Source organism: Lysinibacillus sp. FJAT-14222, assembly GCF_001278875.1.
GTDB classification, from domain to species: domain Bacteria; phylum Bacillota; class Bacilli; order Bacillales_A; family Planococcaceae; genus Lysinibacillus; species Lysinibacillus agricola.
Genome location: NZ_LIYL01000010.1, coordinates 180,979 through 198,538 on the forward strand (window position 1 = coordinate 180,979; position 17,560 = coordinate 198,538).

Annotated in this window: 23 protein-coding genes; 16 read left to right on the forward strand and 7 right to left on the reverse strand. The window is 35.7% G+C overall.

Annotation, left to right across the window (positions count from 1 at the left end; genetic code table 11):
• The first annotated feature begins 580 nt into the window (after positions 1–580).
• The 9 genes from AN161_RS04690 to AN161_RS04730 all read left to right on the forward strand — a co-directional run bounded on the left by AN161_RS04690 (position 581) and on the right by AN161_RS04730 (position 8,254).
• Entirely contained in the window at positions 581–1,438 is an 858-nt protein-coding gene (locus AN161_RS04690) for a DUF72 domain-containing protein (RefSeq protein WP_053593222.1), read from the forward strand.
• Positions 1,438–2,259, forward strand: coding sequence for a sulfite exporter TauE/SafE family protein (locus AN161_RS04695; RefSeq protein WP_053593223.1), 822 nt, complete (start codon positions 1,438–1,440; stop codon positions 2,257–2,259). Before AN161_RS04690 ends, AN161_RS04695 begins: the two co-directional genes overlap by 1 nt.
• Before the next feature lie 122 nt (positions 2,260–2,381).
• Positions 2,382–3,749 (forward strand): bifunctional UDP-sugar hydrolase/5'-nucleotidase, encoded by a 1,368-nt coding sequence (locus AN161_RS04700; protein WP_053593224.1) that lies wholly within the window; start codon positions 2,382–2,384, stop codon positions 3,747–3,749.
• Between the two features lie 35 nt (positions 3,750–3,784).
• Positions 3,785–4,888 (forward strand): HD-GYP domain-containing protein, encoded by a 1,104-nt coding sequence (locus tag AN161_RS04705; RefSeq protein ID WP_053593225.1) that lies wholly within the window; start codon positions 3,785–3,787, stop codon positions 4,886–4,888.
• A 23-nt stretch (positions 4,889–4,911) separates the two neighbouring features.
• Entirely contained in the window at positions 4,912–5,709 is a 798-nt protein-coding gene (gene yunB / locus AN161_RS04710) for a sporulation protein YunB (RefSeq protein WP_053593226.1), read from the forward strand.
• Positions 5,710–5,901: 192 nt separating this feature from the next.
• On the forward strand, positions 5,902–6,825 hold the full coding sequence (gene lipA / locus AN161_RS04715; protein ID WP_053593227.1) for a lipoyl synthase: 924 nt from the start codon (positions 5,902–5,904) through the stop codon (positions 6,823–6,825).
• Positions 6,826–6,857: 32 nt separating this feature from the next.
• Positions 6,858–7,211 (forward strand): YutD family protein, encoded by a 354-nt coding sequence (locus AN161_RS04720; RefSeq protein ID WP_053593228.1) that lies wholly within the window; start codon positions 6,858–6,860, stop codon positions 7,209–7,211.
• Positions 7,212–7,459: 248 nt separating this feature from the next.
• A complete protein-coding gene (locus AN161_RS04725; protein ID WP_053593229.1) occupies positions 7,460–7,987 on the forward strand; it encodes an HAD family hydrolase in 528 nt (175 codons plus the stop codon).
• Positions 7,988–8,068: 81 nt separating this feature from the next.
• Entirely contained in the window at positions 8,069–8,254 is a 186-nt protein-coding gene (locus AN161_RS04730; protein WP_143114610.1) for a hypothetical protein, read from the forward strand.
• Between the two features lie 175 nt (positions 8,255–8,429).
• Here the strand turns inward: AN161_RS04730 and AN161_RS04735 are convergent, their stop codons facing one another.
• Positions 8,430–8,696, reverse strand: coding sequence for a DUF3055 domain-containing protein (locus AN161_RS04735; RefSeq protein WP_053593231.1), 267 nt, complete (start codon positions 8,694–8,696; stop codon positions 8,430–8,432).
• Positions 8,697–8,784: 88 nt separating this feature from the next.
• Here AN161_RS04735 and AN161_RS04740 point away from each other — a divergent pair, with 88 nt between their 5' ends.
• Both AN161_RS04740 and AN161_RS04745 read left to right on the forward strand, forming a co-directional pair.
• On the forward strand, positions 8,785–9,237 hold the full coding sequence (locus AN161_RS04740) for a DUF86 domain-containing protein (RefSeq protein ID WP_053593232.1): 453 nt from the start codon (positions 8,785–8,787) through the stop codon (positions 9,235–9,237).
• Complete coding sequence (locus AN161_RS04745) at positions 9,234–9,983, forward strand: TIGR01457 family HAD-type hydrolase (RefSeq protein ID WP_053593233.1); 750 nt, start codon at positions 9,234–9,236, stop codon at positions 9,981–9,983. Before AN161_RS04740 ends, AN161_RS04745 begins: the two co-directional genes overlap by 4 nt.
• Before the next feature lie 112 nt (positions 9,984–10,095).
• Here the strand turns inward: AN161_RS04745 and AN161_RS04750 are convergent, their stop codons facing one another.
• Entirely contained in the window at positions 10,096–10,332 is a 237-nt protein-coding gene (locus AN161_RS04750; protein ID WP_053593234.1) for a YuzB family protein, read from the reverse strand.
• A 360-nt stretch (positions 10,333–10,692) separates the two neighbouring features.
• Between AN161_RS04750 and AN161_RS04755 the strand changes: the two genes are divergently transcribed.
• Positions 10,693–11,757 (forward strand): NAD(P)/FAD-dependent oxidoreductase, encoded by a 1,065-nt coding sequence (locus AN161_RS04755; protein WP_053593235.1) that lies wholly within the window; start codon positions 10,693–10,695, stop codon positions 11,755–11,757.
• A gap of 71 nt (positions 11,758–11,828) precedes the next feature.
• On the opposite strand, the gene AN161_RS04760 is transcribed toward AN161_RS04755, so the two are convergent.
• Positions 11,829–12,164 carry a YuzD family protein gene (locus AN161_RS04760; protein ID WP_053593236.1) on the reverse strand — a complete coding sequence of 112 codons (336 nt, stop codon included), beginning with the start codon at positions 12,162–12,164 and terminating at the stop codon, positions 11,829–11,831.
• An 83-nt stretch (positions 12,165–12,247) separates the two neighbouring features.
• On the opposite strand from AN161_RS04760, the gene AN161_RS04765 reads away from it, so the two are divergent.
• The gene (locus AN161_RS04765; protein ID WP_004228295.1) at positions 12,248–12,484 is read left to right on the forward strand and encodes a NifU family protein; all 237 of its coding nucleotides are present in this window, start codon (positions 12,248–12,250) and stop codon (positions 12,482–12,484) included.
• A 52-nt stretch (positions 12,485–12,536) separates the two neighbouring features.
• Here AN161_RS04765 and AN161_RS04770 read toward each other — a convergent pair whose 3' ends face one another.
• Positions 12,537–13,229, reverse strand: a complete 693-nt coding sequence (locus tag AN161_RS04770; RefSeq protein ID WP_053593237.1) for a DUF2225 domain-containing protein — start codon at positions 13,227–13,229, stop codon at positions 12,537–12,539.
• Positions 13,230–13,414: 185 nt separating this feature from the next.
• Between AN161_RS04770 and AN161_RS04775 the strand changes: the two genes are divergently transcribed.
• The gene (locus AN161_RS04775; RefSeq protein ID WP_053593238.1) at positions 13,415–13,786 is read left to right on the forward strand and encodes an iron-sulfur cluster assembly accessory protein; all 372 of its coding nucleotides are present in this window, start codon (positions 13,415–13,417) and stop codon (positions 13,784–13,786) included.
• A gap of 719 nt (positions 13,787–14,505) precedes the next feature.
• On the opposite strand, the gene AN161_RS29435 is transcribed toward AN161_RS04775, so the two are convergent.
• Together AN161_RS29435 and AN161_RS04780 are read right to left on the reverse strand one after the other, a co-directional pair.
• Positions 14,506–14,679, reverse strand: a complete 174-nt coding sequence (locus tag AN161_RS29435) for a hypothetical protein (protein WP_158002972.1) — start codon at positions 14,677–14,679, stop codon at positions 14,506–14,508.
• 658 nt (positions 14,680–15,337) lie between these two features.
• Positions 15,338–15,829, reverse strand: a complete 492-nt coding sequence (locus tag AN161_RS04780; protein ID WP_053593239.1) for a CarD family transcriptional regulator — start codon at positions 15,827–15,829, stop codon at positions 15,338–15,340.
• A gap of 147 nt (positions 15,830–15,976) precedes the next feature.
• Between AN161_RS04780 and AN161_RS04785 the strand changes: the two genes are divergently transcribed.
• On the forward strand, positions 15,977–16,420 hold the full coding sequence (locus AN161_RS04785; protein ID WP_053593240.1) for a MarR family transcriptional regulator: 444 nt from the start codon (positions 15,977–15,979) through the stop codon (positions 16,418–16,420).
• 142 nt (positions 16,421–16,562) lie between these two features.
• Here the strand turns inward: AN161_RS04785 and AN161_RS04790 are convergent, their stop codons facing one another.
• Positions 16,563–16,817: a hypothetical protein gene (locus AN161_RS04790; protein WP_053593241.1), complete on the reverse strand. Its 255-nt coding sequence runs from the start codon at positions 16,815–16,817 to the stop codon at positions 16,563–16,565.
• Positions 16,818–17,045: 228 nt separating this feature from the next.
• On the opposite strand from AN161_RS04790, the gene AN161_RS04795 reads away from it, so the two are divergent.
• On the forward strand, positions 17,046–17,543 hold the full coding sequence (locus AN161_RS04795) for an NUDIX hydrolase (RefSeq protein ID WP_053593242.1): 498 nt from the start codon (positions 17,046–17,048) through the stop codon (positions 17,541–17,543).
• Positions 17,544–17,560 lie beyond the last annotated feature (17 nt).

Genomic DNA, 17,560 nt, shown 5'->3' on the forward strand with positions numbered 1-17,560 from the left:
CATCATTGTTGCCTAATCAAATAAGTGCTGTACGTGATGTGTCGATATTATCCGCAAATATTCGTCCAGGATTCACATCATCCACGACAGCTTGCACTTCTAAGTGACATTTCTCATTTAACAGCTCTTTACACCTGTAAAATTCATTTTGCTATAGTTCAGTAATCATTTACATCACTATCCTTTCGCATTAAATTTGCTATATTTTGACTAAAGTTCGGAATGACATTTATTAAAATGTATATCGTGTGCTTAGGTTTATTTTCGTTCCGACTGGGCGACTCCTTGGGGATCCGTCTGGTGCGAAGCGAAGCGGCTCATCGGACGCCTCCAGGAAGCTCTGCTCTGCGCGTCAGCGGCAATGTTTTATCTGTGCGAAAGCGAAGCGTCAGCAACAAAGCGCCCAGCCGGAATGGAAATCAACCCTACCCCATGATGATGATCCTATATTTTAATCGAATAGTAAAATAATGGTAATTTTCATCATTACTGTCCTTTATGAGTTATGTTTTTTTACGATACGTTCATATTTCGTTAGAAAGTGTATGCTATGATAAATGTACATAGAGGAGGGAGTCACATGATTCGGGTTGGATTAACTGGTTGGGGTGATCATCCTTCGCTTTATAGTGGAGTGACTGCCTCAAAGGATAAATTATTCGATTATACAGGTCATTTTTTAGCGGTAGAAGTAGATACTTCTTTTTATGCAATACCTTCGAAAGAGAATGTTCAAAAATGGTGTGAGGATACGCCAGAAAATTTTCGTTTTGTTGTAAAGGCTTATCAAGGAATGACTGGTCATTTACGTGGCGACATACCGTTTGAATCAAAGAATGACATGTTTAATACCTTTATTGAATGTGCCAATGAGTTTAAAAGTCATGGGAAGCTAGCAATGATACTAGCGCAATTTCCACCATGGTTTGATTGTCAGGCAAAAAATGTACAGTATTTATTGTATATTAGGCAGCAGCTCAAAAGCTTTGATGTAGCTATTGAATTTCGCAATCAGACATGGTATGCGGATAATGTAGTGCAGCAAACAATGGATTTTTTACGAGAGCAACAATTTATTCATACAATTTGTGATGAACCACAGGCTGGCGTAGGCTCTGTACCATTTTATCCTACTGTTACTGCAACTAAGGCACTTGTACGTATTCATGGACGAAACATTCATGGTTGGCGCAATACTGGAAATGCCGAAAACTGGCGGAAGGTTCGCTTTTTATATGATTATAATAGTGAAGAATTGCAGCAGTTTGGACAGCATATGAAACATCTTCAATCAGAAGTACAGGAGCTCTATGTATTATTTAATAATAATTCAGGACATCATGCTGCTAAAAATGCTAAGGAGTTACAAGAAATTTTAGCGATTAGAGATGTTGGGTTAGCGCCTAAACAATTAAACATGTTTGAAGGGGAACTATAATGGAATTTATTCTTTTAGTGATTATTGCATTGTTTTCGGGGTTAATTGGCTCGTTAGTTGGGCTTGGTGGAGGAATTATTTTAGTCCCAGCAACATTATACGTTGGGTTAAATCTTGGGATGATTCCAGATATAACTCCCCAAAAAGTGGTTGGTTTATCTGTGGTCATGATGATTTTTACTGGACTTGCCTCTACGTTAAGCTTTATGAAAACTAAAACAGTGGACTATAAAAGCGGTTTTATATTTTTCATAGGGAGTATTCCTGGAACAATGCTGGGTGCATGGGTAAATAAGGGATTAGATTTATCCTCATTTAATTTATATTTTGGTATTTTACTGATCATTTTAGCTACGATATTACTTGTACGTGATAGATTGAAACCTGTAAAATGGTTTGTAAAAAATGGTATGCAACAAGAATTCACGGATACTGAAGGAAATACCTTTGTATATGGATATCCAATTTGGTTTGCAATTGTCTTAACATTTGGCATTGGCTTTGCCTCTGGATTATTTGGTATCGGTGGAGGCTCGATGATCGTGCCTGCCATGATTATTTTATTTTTATTCCCACCACATGTTGCAGTGGCAACATCGATGTTTATGGTATTTCTATCGTCGCTTGTTAATTCAGCGAGTCATATTTATTTAGGACATGTGCCATGGCTCTATACGATTCCTGTTATTCCAGGAGCTTATATCGGGGCAAAGCTGGGGGCAGCATTAAATAAAAAAATTAAATCAGAAACTCTTGTAGTAGCCCTTCGAATTATTTTATTATTATTAGGAATTCGTTCCATTATCGAAGGCTTATTGTAATATTGATTTGAAGTTTCTGTAAATCAACTTTATACTGGACAAGAAAATCCGAAGAGTAAAGGTTATTTTGATATCAGGACTTATACAGATAAGGAAGCTAATTTAAAGAAGAGGTGGCTTAAATGCTGGAAAAAATTCATATTTTTCACACGAATGATTTGCACAGTCATTTTAAGTATTGGCCACGAATGCAAAGCTATGTGAAAGAGATGCGTACTGAGCTTACAACCCAGGGGGAAACAAGCTATTTATTTGATGTCGGTGATCATTTAGATCGTTCAAATATTTATACAGAAGCAACAGTCGGTAAGGGCAATGTGAAGTTATTGAATGAAGCTGGCTACGACGTAGTGACAATTGGTAATAATGAAGGCATAACATTGTCACATAAGGAGCTATATCATCTATATGATGAAGCGACTTTTGACGTTGTAGTTGCCAATGTGTATGCCTCACAAGGAACGAATCCAGCGTGGATGAAGCCATATGTTGTATTAACTACTGACCATGGCACAAAGCTTGCAGTTATTGCAGCAACTGCTATGTTTGAAATTTATTATAAGGAATTAAACTGGCAGATGGATGATGCACGAAGCACACTCACTCGCTTAGCACTTCAGCTTCGTAAAGAAGTAGATATTATTGTTTGTTTGTCACATTTAGGGATAACAGAGGATGAGCTTTTAGCTGAGGAATGCCCAGAAATAGATGTTATATTCGGCTCACATACACATCATGTTCTCCCAAATGGAAAGCTGATTAATGGCGTTTTATTAACAGGCGGAGGGAAATTTGGACAATATACGGGACATCTTGTGGTAGAATATGATAAAAAATTGAGGAAAATTGTTGAAAAAAAGGATGCATTAATTCATAATAAGGATTTGCCTACTGTTCAATATGAAAAAAATATTGTACAGTCTTTTGAGGAAGAAGGCAGACGATTACTTGATATTCCAGTATTCACTACGAAAAAATCGTACAATAAAGAATGGTTCCATTATTCGCAATTATCGGATTTGTTTGCACGGGCCATTTTAGAGAAAAGTGGAGCAGACTGTGCGTTATTTAATGCGGGTATTTTTTTAGATGGTTTACCTAAGGGAACAGTGACTGCATTAGATTTGCATAGAATTTTCCCACATCCTATAAATTTATGTACGATTGAATTATCTGTTCCTGAAATGAAAGAAATTTTTCAGCAATCTAAAAATGAAGAGTGGCCCTATATTGAACTGAAAGGTTTAGGGTTTAGAGGCGTTATCTTTGGGAAGATGCTGACTTATGGCTTTTCCATGAATGAAGATCGTCAATTACTTATCAATGGAAAACTTGCAGAGAACGATCGAATTTATAAATTAGTAACTCTTGATTTGTTTACATTCGGTTATTTTTACCCAAGCTTTAAATATGCGAAGAAAAAATATATTCTACCAGAATTTTTACGAAACATTATGATAGATTATGGGCAAAGATTTTTTAAGCAATAGTTAAAATGCTTTAAGAATGGATTGGGGAAGAAGTCATGCGATTAATTTCAATCGATGTATTAAAAGAAGGAATGGTGTTAGGAAGAACCATTTGGAATGAGGCAGGACACCCTCTTTTAAAGAAAGACGTTGTCATTAATGAACGTATTATACAAAGACTTCAACAATTAAATACGCATTATGTATATATAAACGATAAAATTTCTGAGGGTATTGAGGTAAATGAAACAGTTTCAACTGTTACTCGAAATAAAGCAATTTCAACCATTAAAGATTCTTTCCAGTCAATCGATGGTTTAAATCCAGTAAATGCCTCTTATGTGCTTGACCAGCAATCAAAAGCGATTATCTCAATTGTAGATGAGTTATTGTCGGCAGTTAGTGGTAATGAAGAAATTCTAACAATACTGACAGATGCGTATTTATTTGATGAATATTTATATCAACACTCCTTTCAAGTTACCCTTTATTCGATAGCAATTGCTAAAGAGCTTGGATACTCATATGAAGATTTACGCTTAATAGGGATTGGCGCTTTGTTACATGATATAGGGAAACTGATGGTACCAAAAGAAATCCTGACAAAACCTGGGCGTCTAACGCATGAGGAATATGAAGCAATGAAGCAGCATACTCGATATGGCTTTGATTTGTTACGTAATTTACATTCCATATCATTGCTTGTTGCACATTGTGCCTTCCAGCATCATGAACGAATTGATGGGAGTGGCTATCCACGGGGATTAGTTGATTTTGAAATCCATCCGTTTGCAAAAATTATTGGTGTAGCAGACGTCTTTGATGCGGTGACTACGAGTCGTGTATATCGTGAAAAAATGCTACCATCTCAGGGTCTAGCAATTTTAGAAGCAGGCTCTGGAACTATATATGATGCACGTATTGTGAAAGCACTGACAAAGTCTGTTGTACATTATCCTAACGGTGTTATTCTAAAATTATCGGATGGACGTCGAGGTATTGTATCAAGACAAAATACATTGAATGCAGCATTACCGTGGATTCGTATTTTTGAGGAGCAAAACCAATTATTAGCAGCTACATATGAAATTAATTTAATGGACTACCCAACCGCAACAATTGAAAGTGTTGAAGCGGATTATATTGCGAGAATCGAATAAAAATCTCCTCCTGTTCATATTTTATGGAACAGGAGGAGATTTTTTTGTTTTTCCCTCGAAAAAGAATGAAATTACGATCATATAGTAATTCTGGTAACTATCGGAAAAAAGGAAACAAGTTGAATCGTTTAACCCTATTAATTGTAAGCATTGTTGTTGGTGTTATTTTATTTATTTATTTTTTAAATGAGCGGCTTATGCCCACCTACTTACAATATGCTGAAGTACAAACGACTAAGATTGCATCCTATGTTGTGAGTAAAGCCACAGCAAATAATTTAGATATTAATGATGTTCTTGTAGAAGTATCCCCTGGCAGCAACTCTGATTTGACAATTAATACAGAAATAATTAATCGAGTTCGAGCAGAAACGGTAAAGCAAGTAAAATTGAATTTAGAGCAGGCAGAGCAAGGAGAGTTGTCGCATTTGCCAAATCTTGATAATGTTGAATATGATTATAATAAGATAAAAGAAGGTAATGGGGTAGTTTTTTATATACCTATTAGCCAAGCGGCCAATATCCCTTTACTCGGGAATTTAGGACCTAAAATTCCAGTACGTTTTCATGTCATTGGCAATGTGCATAGTGAGGTTACTTCTTCAATAACGGAATATGGTATTAATAGTGCATTGGTGGAGGTAGGAATTCATTTAGAGGTAAATGTACAAATTATTGTCCCTTTTGCTAGTAAAACCTCTACCATTTCTCAGGATATTCCGGTGGCAATCGGCATAGCCAGGGGGCAAGTGCCCAATGTTTATTCAAATGGTGATCAAGCAACACATCCCTCAATTGAAATACCTATCCCTAATAAATAGAAATGTTTACCTCCGGAGGATGTCACGGAATCGGAAAGGAGTTTTGTGCAAGCACAAAGCCGATTCCGAACGCAATTTTGTCGAGGCAAAATTGATTATGATAGTTGTTGGAGTCCATTTATTATGTTACATTGACAACAGTAAAGATAGTTAATAGAAAAAATGCACAATTTTGATAGGGGCGATATTCGTATGACATCTTGTAAACCTACAAGCAAAGAAAAAGAAGAACATTTAAGAAAACCAGATTGGTTAAAAATAAAACTAAACACAAATGATGAATATAAAGGGCTAAAGAAGCTCATGCGTGAAAAAAATCTGCATACAGTATGTGAGGAAGCACGCTGTCCGAACATTCATGAATGCTGGGGTGAACGACGTACAGCGACAATGATGATTCTTGGATCAGTTTGTACGCGTGCTTGTCGTTTCTGTGCTGTTAAAACAGGCCTACCAAATGAGTTAGACTTAGCAGAGCCAGAACGCGTAGCAGATTCAGTAGCTATTATGAACTTGAAGCACGTTGTTATTACAATGGTAGCGCGTGATGACTTAAAGGATGGCGGTGCACAAGTATTAGCTGAAACAGTGCGTGCGATTCGTCGTAAAAGTCCACTTACATCCGTTGAAGTTTTACCATCCGATTTAGGTGGTCTGAAAGAGAATCTTCAAATTTTAATGGATGCGAAGCCAGATATTTTAAATCATAATATTGAAACAGTGCGTCGTTTAACGCCAAGAGTACGTGCACGCGCAAAATATGAGCGTTCATTAGAGTTTCTTCGTTTGGCAAAAGAAATGCAGCCAGATATCCCTACAAAGTCATCTTTAATGATAGGCTTAGGTGAAACAGATGAAGAAATTTTAGAAGTTATGGATGATTTACGAGCGAATAACGTTGATATTATGACAATTGGTCAATACTTACAGCCAACGAAAAAACATTTACCTGTCAAAAAGTATTATTCTCCAATAGAGTTTGGTAAACTGCGTAAAATCGCAATGGAAAAAGGTTTCAAGCATTGTGAAGCAGGCCCACTTGTACGTAGTAGTTATCATGCTGATGAACAAGTTAACGCAGCAACAAAAGAACGTCAGTTACAAGCAGAATCGTAAAAACAAATGTTGAAATGGAAGGTGGTGTCACTTTGATCAATATTGAAGGATATGAGTACGAGCTTATTCAAGATTACCGAGAAGCTTTTGAAGAGGAAGTGTTCAAGGAGCGATACTCAGATATATTAGCCAGATATGATTATATTGTAGGCGACTGGGGCTATAATCAATTACGCTTAAAAGGCTTTTTTGATGATAAAAATCAGAAAGCAACTTTCGATACGAAAATTAGTACACTGCAAGATTACTTATATGAGTATTGTAATTTTGGCTGTGCATATTTCGTATTGCGCAAATCCGGAAAATCTATTAAACAGCCAGAAGTTGTAATAAATGAAGATAGCGAAGTGACAAAGCCTGTTGAGAATGAACAACTAGCAGAATAAGCTTTTAAAACCTGATGTGATTTGCATCAGGTTTTTACTTTGTAGTGATAGGTTTTTTAAAATTGGGAATAATAAAAAATGATTACAAATAAATGCTTTATTTTGACTCATCACCAACAGTGAGAGATGACATTTGTTAAAATGCATGCCATTTATATAAGTCGGAACGGAAATCAACCCCACGTTATGGTGATGAGCTTATATTTTAGTATTGATTTTTATTTTATATTTAAAGGTGTGTTGTTAAGATGGAAAAAGCTGTATTTTTGGACCGTGATGGGGTCATCAATGAAGTGTTAACGAATCGAGTTAAATTTGTCAATAAGCCTAAGGATCTCTATTTCCTGCCACATGTCCCTGAAGCTATAAAAAAATTGAATAAGTACTTTGATTATATATTTGTGGTAACCAATCAAGGTGGCGTTGGATTAGGGTATATGAAAGAAACGAAGCTTCAACAAATACATGAGCATATGATAAAGGAGCTAAAGAAGGAAGGGGCCACTATCCATGAGGTCGTATATTGTCCCCATAAACCAAAGTCGGGCTGTGCATGCCGTAAGCCCAATAGTAAATTAATCGTTGATCTTGGTGAAAAGTATAATATTGATTTGGCAAAATCCTATATGGTAGGAGATACGGATACAGATATTATCGCAGGCAAACGAGCAGGGACTAAGGGAGTATTCTTAGGTGAAAAAGATCCGCTGGCAGATGCGGTTTTTCCAGATTTAATTAGTGCTGCTGATTGGATTATTAAGGATGCAATAGCATAACTCGCTAGCATTGTTGATGTAGCAAAGCGATACGTATAAATTCCTTAAAAAAGGATAATTTATTTACTGGAGGTGATTAATTTGACGAATGAAAAACGCAATAAAAAACCGTTAGACCGAGAAGAATACGGATTTGGCTTTGATATTAGTGTTGATGACTTAGCAGTAATCGGACAAAATCAACAAGCCAAAAAGCAAAACGACAATGAAAACAAAGACAAGCCTCACAATAAGGATAATCCTGCTATTTTAAATGATGAAAAGTAGGGGCATGATCCGCCGAGACATAATTGATATTTAAGATACTTACAAAAAAATTCCGCCATCCTTCTGTTGAACAGTGCGCAAAGTATATCCCTATGTCCGCAGAAAAGCGGAATTTTTTTGTATTAATTCTTAATTGCTACTATTGTAGGTATAAAAAAACACCCACTGAAGGGTGTTAATTTAATAATTCACGTAAATATTCTCGTAGCTCGACTGTCTCTTCCTCTGTGCGATTGTATACATGTTCAAGATAGCCAGGCTCTTCTACATCATCTGGACCAATTATAGCAAAGCGTCCAAATTGGATATCCATAACAAGTACTTTTCCAAAGAAGCGGCCTGATTGTAAAATGGCTAAATCATATCGTAATTTATTTCCAGCAAAACTAACAAAGCGTGTTTTCGTATCTTCTACATCATCATATAAAAAAAAACGTTCCATCTTTTATTCTCCTTCCAGTCCTATAGATATGGTACTATAGAAGAGAAATGACTATCAACTTTTAAAGATTTGAATGGGGGCTTTCCTTGTGTATTTTGTAGATCGTAATAAAATCACAAAAAATTTACAGTACTTAGATGGACTATTAGCTATCTTAGAGACAGAAGATAACTGGGTAGAAAATGATATTAAGAAATTAGCAATCGAGCGAATTGGTCACAATATTATGGAGTCAATGATGGATGTAGGAAATTTAATGATTGACGGCTTCATTATGCGTGATCCAGGAAGCTATGAAGATATTATTGATATATTACTCGATGAAAAAGTCGTATCGACTGAAATGGAAGCACCTTTAAAAGCAGTAGTTGGCTTACGTAAAATGCTTGTTCGTGAATTTACAGATGTAGATATTCAGGAAGTTGTAAATGTGTTAACAGCGAATCTACCAACGTTAAAGCAATTCACACCAGCTGTGAACAATTATTTAACAAATGAACTCGGCCCTGTTTCAGCATTTTTGCCAGAGGATCATCAATGAAAACCTACAAGGCGTATTGCTTTGATTTAGATGGTACAGTATATCGTGGAAAAGAAGGTATTCCTTCTGCGGTTACTTTTATTAATCGTTTACAACAAGCAGGAAACGAGCCATTTTACGTAACAAACAATTCTTCTAAGACAAGAGAGCAGCTGCAGGAAGCTTTAAGCGCTATTGGTGTGAATGCACCGTTAGAGCATATTTACTCTAGTGCATTAGTCACAGCGAAATATGTAGCCTTGAATTTCCCTGGTAAAAAAGTAGCTATGTTGGGTTCTGACGGTATTCGTAAAGCGTTATTTAATGAAGGTATTGAACCTACTGAGGATGAACCAGAGGTATTTGTTATGGGGATTGACCGAAATCTAGATTATATGGCACTTGCAAAGGCGACGATTGCTGTGCAAAATGGTGCGACGTTTATAGCAACGAATCAGGATATTAAATTTCCGACAGAATATGGATTTCTGCCGGGGAATGGGTCGTTTGCCCGATTAGTAGGAGAGGTTGCAGACGTTGAGCCAATCTATATCGGTAAGCCATCACCTGCAATGCTTGAAGTCATTGCGACAGAGCATCGCTTTACAAAAGATGAAATGGTGATGATTGGCGATAATTACGACACAGATATTATGTGTGGCATTCGTTTTGGTTGTGACACAATCCATGTTAATACAGGTGTTACACCAACAAAGGTTGTCCTTGAGAAGGAGCAGCAACCAACCTATGTGGTAGAAGCTCTATAAACATAAAAAAAGGATGCTTATGTCGATTTTTTTGGCATAACATCCTTTTTATATGTTCAAATTTAGTATTAGTAGCGTTTTATCATTATATGAATGAGGTATTACGCCTTCATTACCATAACGGATTTTCCTCGATAAATTGATAAATGGCTTTCGTCAACTCTTCAGGAGATTCAGCCTCAACTAATTCACCATTGACGATTGCATAAAAGGATTCTGAACACTTTGTACAGTAGCTGAGGCAGCCATATTCCAAAACGTCGATGTTAGGATCGCGCTCTAGTGTTTCATAAGTTTTTTGAGAGCCATTTGCCAAATTACTTATACAAAATTCAACCATTGGATTCATACATGTTCACCTCACCAAAGTAATGCTACTCGCTTTTAAAACATTCGTCAATGATTTAAGTTTTGCTTTGAGGTGAAGATAAGGCTGGTGCATGCAAAATGAAAAGGCAAGCTACAGTGTTAAACAAACTTTGCAAAAGTGAAGAAAAGGGCACAATATTTAAGGGAAATTTGGGCTGTAACGACAATTTGTTGAAGTGTAAATGATTCAAAAATCGTTCGAAAAGAGCAAGTTATCATTTGTTTTGTGAAATCTTTCACAAAATTGCATTCTGATATTGTGAAACATCTCACAATCGGTTATACTCATTTGTGGATACTTTGTGAACAATTATAATAAGAGTTATAAAAGGAGACTATTATGGGAAAATTAGTACTTTTAGGTGGCGGCTACGGCAATATGCGTGTCATGCTTCGATTATTACCAAACCTTCCATTAGACACAGAAATTGTGCTAGTAGACAGAGCGCCTTTCCATAGTTTAAAAACAGAATTTTACGCATTAGCAGCAGGGACTTCAACAGACAAAGAAATTCGTGTAAGCTTCCCAGAGCATGAACGTTTATCGGCTGTATATGGAGAGGTCGTTGAAATTAATCGTGCGGAAAAAGTAGTCATTCTAGAAGATGGACAACGTATTGAATATGATGATTTAGTAATTGGTCTTGGCTGTGAGGATAAATATCATGGTGTACCAGGTGCAGAGGAGTACACATATAGCATTCAGACAATGGCGAAATCTCGTTCAACATTCCAAGCACTTTGTGGTTTACCAGCAGGCTCTACAGTCGGAATTGTAGGAGCTGGCTTAAGTGGTATTGAACTAGCGAGTGAGCTACGTGAAAGCCGATCAGATTTAAAAATAAAACTATTCGACCGTGGTCCACGTATTCTGAAGGACTTCCCAGAAAAGCTGAGTAAATATGTGAAAGCTTGGTTTGTCAAACATAATGTTGATGTCATTGCCAATTCAAATATTACAAAAGTTGAACCAGGTAAAATTTATAATCATGAAGAAGAAATTTTACTTGATACGGTCGTATGGACTGCTGGGGTACAACCAGTCAAAATTGTCCGTGACATGGAGCTTGAGAAAGACAAACAAGGTCGCCCAATTGTGACACAATACTTTAATGTTCTTGAAGATGAGCATGTATATGTAGTAGGTGACAGTGCTTCTTCAGAATTCCCTCCAAGTGCACAGTTGGCAGAGGAACAAGCAGAGCTTATCGTAAAAGTTCTTCGCATGCGTTGGAAAGGCGAACATTTACCTGAGAAAATGCCAGATATTAAATTAAAAGGTTTCATGGGAGCTCTCGGTAAAAAACAAGGCTTTGTTTATTTAGCAGATACAACAGTAACAGGACGCATTGCTCGCCTGATGAAATCAGGATTATTATGGTATTACAAACGTCAAAATGATTAATTAGCTAGTTGATTTTTTATAAAAAGGAATTGTTTCAAAATTTATTTTTGAAACAATTCCTTTTATTTCTTTTAAACAGTTTCGTCAGGTACGAAGCCTAGATTTTCAAGTGCAGTAAATACAGGCTTTAATTGCACATAGCCTTCTCCCACTACTTCATCATTTATGAGAACAAGTGGATAGAAAAATTCATCTTCTTGAATGCGTGTAGCATAATCTTGATCGCGCTCATTCTCAATTGATCCCTCAATATCGACATAGCGAATATCATATCCTTGGTTTGGATATTTTCGATCTATGGCTGCTTGTAGCCACTCATATGTATCCTTTGAAGATGGCGCGTTGACACAGCTCGCGCAAATTACCGCTGTTCCGTAAATTTCAATCATTGGTTTCGTTTGTCCCATAGCATTTCCACTCCTCGTGATTCTATATTGGATTTTTTCTGTTGCTAACATTATAATCATTATAAGGAAAGGAGTCGAGACAAATGGCAGAAGCAACAATTAACGACCAAGTTCAAGAGGTATTAGATAAATTACGCCCATTCTTACTACGTGACGGTGGAGACTGTGAATTAGTAGATGTAGAAGACGGTGTTGTAAAATTACGTTTATTAGGTGCATGTGGTAGTTGCCCAAGTTCTACAATTACACTTAAAGCTGGTATCGAACGCGCATTATTAGAAGAAGTACCAGGTATTGTTGAAGTAGAGCAAGTATTCTAAAATGACTATAGAAAAGTTCTAGCTGATTATTCAAGCTAGAACTTTTTTGTTCCTAAACTTGACGAGCATGCTCTTTTTCTTCTCGAATAATGGCCCACTGTTCTTTAGCCATATCAATGATCTTTGCTTCTCCTCCAATACTTTGCTTTTCAATGACCTTTGAAAAGAACCGAGTAGCATTTTCTAAATCACCGATACGACGTGATAATTCGGCAATCATATACATAATTCGTACATCTGACATTTGAGTTGAACTATAATCCTCAGTCGAATAAGAATCCATATAGTAATCTCGGGCCATTTTCATAAAACGTTGCTCTTGGCCTTCATTTTTCAGTGAACGATACAGCCAAGCAAGACGTAACGTAAGTCCAGCTATTGCAACAAATTTTTCTTTTTTAATCGTACCACAAAGAAACGCCAATTTATAAGCTTGTATCGCTTGGAATACAGTACGTTCCCCTTTAAAATCATGATGTACCCATTTTTCTGTAATTTGCGTGCGAATTTCATCTTGCGTGCCAGGTGCAAAATATTTAGAAAAGTCTTCTGTAAATGAAAAGCCGCAATGCTCACAAACGAATACATTATAATAAAGAGCATTTACACCGTCTGCATAGATAGGTTGAAAATCTGTTTCTGTATGATCTACTTTAATGAATTTAGAGCGTACTTTTAATGTTGGAAATTCTTTTTTGCAATTATGACATTGAATTTTTTTTTCGTAATAAGGTGAAATCTCCATATTTTATACCTCTTTCATCGACTTGTTATAACTATTATACCAATGCAATTTTTATAAACATGAATAAAAACTACTATAAATGTGAAAAAAATTAGAATTTTTACTAAAAATCCTCTTGAAGCTGAATGTTTGTCATACAATGGTCAAAATTGATATGATAATAAATAAGAAGGAAGGTGATTGGGATGACAAGTAAGCAAGTAATTGAAATTACTGAAGCGGCAGTCTTTCATATTAATGAAATGATGGAGCATAATGAAGAGCAAGGTGCATTTTTACGCGTAGTTGTTAATGGCGGTGGATGCAGTGGCTTATCATATGGTATGCATTTTGATAAAGAGAAAAAAGAAGATGATTTTGAAGATGTCCAACATGGTTTAACAATTCTTGTTTCCCGTGAAGATGCGCCTATAATAATGGGAACGAAAATTGACTATAAACAGTCACTAATGGGCGGTGGCTTCACCATCGATAATCCAAATGCCATCGCATCATGTGGCTGTGGCACGTCTTTCAAAACAGCAAAACGTGAAGGTACGCCTGAGATTTGTGATTGATTAATAATTGTCTACATGTTGAAGTAGGGTTGTAAATAACAGAAGAAATTGATGTTTTACACAACCCTAGAATGATGCATTTAGGATTGTAGATACCAAGCCTTTTTGATTTGTATGTTGCAACAACATAACAAATCAAAAAGGCTTTTTACTATGGTCTTAACAAAGAAGAAACGAACAGCTATAGGTAAAATGGCAATGGAGAAGGAAATATCCAAAGATTACTTTTGAGCAAGCAATTGACCTTGTAGCATCTGCTAAAAGTACGGAGGGAGTTCGACCACGAACGTTAAAGGATTATCACAAGGATTGGGGGGGCTATTTTGTAAAGTGGCTAGAGCAAAACTATGAGGGGGCATATATGCATCAAAAAATAGGCGGTGTGGTATAAACTGAAACAACAATTAATATTCGTCTACGAGTTTACAAAGCAATGTTCAACCATTTAGAGCGTGAGGGTTGATAGCGTTTATATTTATTCCCTCTTTAATTTTTCCCCATTACTTGAATAGGTATTAAAAGCATTTCGGTGTCATTCAAAAATATCTATCTTCGGTTTCTATCCTGCTTCGTAAGTTGAGAAACTAAATTAATCAGTTGTTTGGCATAATGTAACACATTTGAAAATATTGGTATTGAAAGGTGTGTAAGTGTAGCAAATGGCTAAAGAAATTGGGAAGGAAAACTATATAAAAATTATGCTATGTACAACTAAATCTTTATTTTTTCCATTTATATGGAACCTTTGCCCAATCATAGAACATTGCGAACAGGAATGTTAAAATTGAGATTGCTGCAGCTTCTCCCCATCTAACAGCATCTAGAAAAAACCATTGCCATACAATCGTTACCATGAAAAAAACCAATGGAAATAGAATGTTTCTCTTTATCATTTTTAAACCTCTTCTCGTTTTTTTACCTGTCCTTTTCATAAAGAATCATATCACAGTAGAGTAATGTTTGGTGGGAAAATGGAAAAATGCGTAAAGAGTGAGACTGGCTGTTACAAGCAATGAGTAGCTGGTTTATAGAAGCGTGTTGCTAACCTGTGAGCGTTGATAATTGACTGGAGGAATCATTTTACATCAAGAATATTATTATTGACTCTTCTAATTGAATCATAGATCGCAAAAATACTAGCAAATATTAAAATTGCAAATAGTAAGACCATTATTTACCTTCTTTCTACTTAGATACTTTCTTATATTCTGTGCCTTTCTGAAAATTCCATTTATGGAGAAATTGTAACATAGTAAAGTATATAATTGGTAAAATGTGCTGGGGTTGAAATTGACTGTTTAACGAGCCTGTGAGCGTTGAAGGTGGAGCTGAGGAACATTTACATTGGTTTTCTGATTGTAGCCCATAGCAGAAATCAGCGTAGTCTAATTAATTGGAATGGATAAAAGTGGCTAATTAACACACCTGATAAAATTCAATAACCTTGAAATAAAAACTGTAAAACGCTTGTGACTTTGTGCTTTTAAAATATGAAAGAAGCCGCGATCATTTCTTCTGGTCGTGGCTTCTTTATGTACCGACAATTCACAATTAGTGAAGTTGTGTTAATACATATTCATAAATTTCATCGGATGATTTATTAAGAGCTATGGAAAACTCTGAAAAGATAGTATCTTGTAAAGATTGCAATAATTTTTCTTCTTGGTTAGGGAATTTTTTTTCATTGGACCTATATTCGAGCTTTTTTCGTAACAATGTGTTTAAAAGATTTGCTTGTTTTTGGCGATTGCCGGATTTAATGATTTCTAAATGAAATCTCATTCGATGTGTATTTTGTTCAATCCATTCCACACCAGGTGATGTGAATGAATGTAAAATACTGAGGGCTTCTTCTTTTTTGATAATATCTCTAAGCTGTTTTTTTGAATTGTCAATAGGGGTACGAATGATTAATTGTGGTTCATTTAGCGGTTGTAAAACGTAATAAGATTTAGTAATGTCGTTAAAGGTTTGTTCACAAATATCTTCAATAGAACAAAGTCCATGTGATGAATAAATGACTACATCGCCAACATTGTACATGTATATCCCCTCCAACAAACTATTATATTGTCAACTAAGTTGACTAAATTAATTGTAAGCAATTAAAAGGTTTTTGTCAACTTAGTTGACGATTGCTGCTGGTTTTTGTATATTAATAACGAAAAATATGAAATGAAGGTGAACTAGTTGAAGGACGAATTGCAGAATCGAGATGTCATTGATTTGTTGAGCGAACGTCACGAACTACTTCGTAGACTTGCAGAAGAGAAGTGGAATAAGCATAACGATATTTATATTTCGAATTCAGAATGGTATATTTTAGGTAGAGTTTATAAAAAACAACTTACGATTTCAGATGTAGCTAAGAATGTTAACTTTTCAAGACAAGCAACCCATAAAATTATAAAGAGTTTGGAAGTTAAAGGGTTGGTGAAAGTTACTAGTGTCGAACATAGTAAAAAACATAAAGCTATTCGTATGACTGAATTTGGTGAAGATTGCTTTGAAAAAAATCAATCTTGTAAAGCAGAAATAGAAAAACAACTGGTCAATACAATTGGAGAAGATCAGGTCATCAAATTAAAAAATATATTAAAACTTAATTGGGATATGGAGCAGTTGAAAGCGTAAGTATCGTTGCTTAGAGTTTGGTGCACAAGAATTACACAGCCTATTACATGAAAAGGTAGGGTACTATTTTAGCAGGTAGGCTACATAGAAATATTTCACAAGCCTCTTTCGTCGAAAGGGGCTTTTTTTAAATCAATAATAATTACTTTACCATTTCGCGCTCTACAAATGAAGCCCCATTTTCATTTGCTAAATGGTAAATGGCTCTTTTTTCATCTAAGCCAAATTGTCCGTTTTCTTCAATGACGAACGTTTCATTATTTTTCGTTTGAAAATAATAAGTGCCTACTGTACCTATTTCATACTCATAAACAACGATATTATCTCTACTATAATAAAACGTTTGGGAAACGGTAAATGGCAACATGACAACAATGATGGGTGATAGTAAAAGCATTACTATCGCAGAAATAAAAAGCTTTGCATTAGGTGATAATTCGCTTAATATAAAATTTCCTCCTTTTGAATAGAGTGAATATTCTATATTTTATTAGTGTAACATATTTACAAAATTGGCGTACAGAGTATTTTATGTTTGAGAATGAAAAGTAACCATAAAATTCTGAATTAATACTTCTATATATGGAAAATAGGCCGTTATAATAGTGATATAGAGGTGAAGATTATGAGAAAAGATAGAGGAAAAGTTTGGTTAGGAGTTGCAGGGGTTACGGTAAATGAGCTAGGTCAATGGCTAGTTGTCAAAAAAGCATATAGCGGATTAAAGGGAAGATGGTCACTGCCAGCTGGTTTTGTCAATGCTGGCGAAACAGTAGATGAAGCCGTTGTACGCGAATTAAAAGAAGAAACAGGTATTGATTGTAACGTATCAGGTTTAATCGGTTTTCGAACGGGTGTGATTCGTGATGAAATTAGTGATAATATGGCGATATTTTATTGTCGGATGAAAGATGAGCAACAGAAAATTTGTATTCAGGAAAATGAATTATTAGAAGCGAAATGGATGTATCCAAAGGAGCTTGCACAAGATGAACTGACATCAGTTATGTTAAAAGAAATGGCATCTAATCAATTTGAAAAGCACCAATTAGAGGGGATTGAAGGTATTAATCCAGGAGATGTCTTTGGGTACTCCTCTTATAAATTGTTCTTTAAAAAATAAAGCGACAGAGGAGGGAA

Excerpts from the sequence above, each read along its gene's own strand:
- AN161_RS04695 (WP_053593223.1), top strand. The coding sequence starts at position 1,438 with ATGGAATTTATTCTTTTAGTGATTATTGCATTGTTTTCGGGGTTAATT.
- AN161_RS04775 (WP_053593238.1), top strand. The coding sequence starts at position 13,415 with ATGACAAGTAAGCAAGTAATTGAAATTACTGAAGCGGCAGTCTTTCAT.
- AN161_RS04780 (WP_053593239.1), bottom strand. The coding sequence starts at position 15,829 with ATGTACAATGTTGGCGATGTAGTCATTTATTCATCACATGGACTTTGT.
- AN161_RS04770 (WP_053593237.1), bottom strand. The coding sequence starts at position 13,229 with ATGGAGATTTCACCTTATTACGAAAAAAAAATTCAATGTCATAATTGC.
- AN161_RS04700 (WP_053593224.1), top strand. The coding sequence starts at position 2,382 with ATGCTGGAAAAAATTCATATTTTTCACACGAATGATTTGCACAGTCAT.
- AN161_RS04750 (WP_053593234.1), bottom strand. The coding sequence starts at position 10,332 with ATGAATCCAATGGTTGAATTTTGTATAAGTAATTTGGCAAATGGCTCT.
- AN161_RS04790 (WP_053593241.1), bottom strand. The coding sequence starts at position 16,817 with ATGCTTTTACTATCACCCATCATTGTTGTCATGTTGCCATTTACCGTT.
- AN161_RS29435 (WP_158002972.1), bottom strand. The coding sequence starts at position 14,679 with ATGATAAAGAGAAACATTCTATTTCCATTGGTTTTTTTCATGGTAACG.
- AN161_RS04735 (WP_053593231.1), bottom strand. The coding sequence starts at position 8,696 with ATGGAACGTTTTTTTTTATATGATGATGTAGAAGATACGAAAACACGC.
- AN161_RS04755 (WP_053593235.1), top strand. The coding sequence starts at position 10,693 with ATGGGAAAATTAGTACTTTTAGGTGGCGGCTACGGCAATATGCGTGTC.
- AN161_RS04725 (WP_053593229.1), top strand. The coding sequence starts at position 7,460 with ATGGAAAAAGCTGTATTTTTGGACCGTGATGGGGTCATCAATGAAGTG.
- yunB (WP_053593226.1), top strand. The coding sequence starts at position 4,912 with ATGGAACAGGAGGAGATTTTTTTGTTTTTCCCTCGAAAAAGAATGAAA.
- AN161_RS04745 (WP_053593233.1), top strand. The coding sequence starts at position 9,234 with ATGAAAACCTACAAGGCGTATTGCTTTGATTTAGATGGTACAGTATAT.
- AN161_RS04705 (WP_053593225.1), top strand. The coding sequence starts at position 3,785 with ATGCGATTAATTTCAATCGATGTATTAAAAGAAGGAATGGTGTTAGGA.
- lipA (WP_053593227.1), top strand. The coding sequence starts at position 5,902 with ATGACATCTTGTAAACCTACAAGCAAAGAAAAAGAAGAACATTTAAGA.
- AN161_RS04690 (WP_053593222.1), top strand. The coding sequence starts at position 581 with ATGATTCGGGTTGGATTAACTGGTTGGGGTGATCATCCTTCGCTTTAT.
- AN161_RS04795 (WP_053593242.1), top strand. The coding sequence starts at position 17,046 with ATGAGAAAAGATAGAGGAAAAGTTTGGTTAGGAGTTGCAGGGGTTACG.
- AN161_RS04760 (WP_053593236.1), bottom strand. The coding sequence starts at position 12,164 with ATGGGACAAACGAAACCAATGATTGAAATTTACGGAACAGCGGTAATT.
- AN161_RS04765 (WP_004228295.1), top strand. The coding sequence starts at position 12,248 with ATGGCAGAAGCAACAATTAACGACCAAGTTCAAGAGGTATTAGATAAA.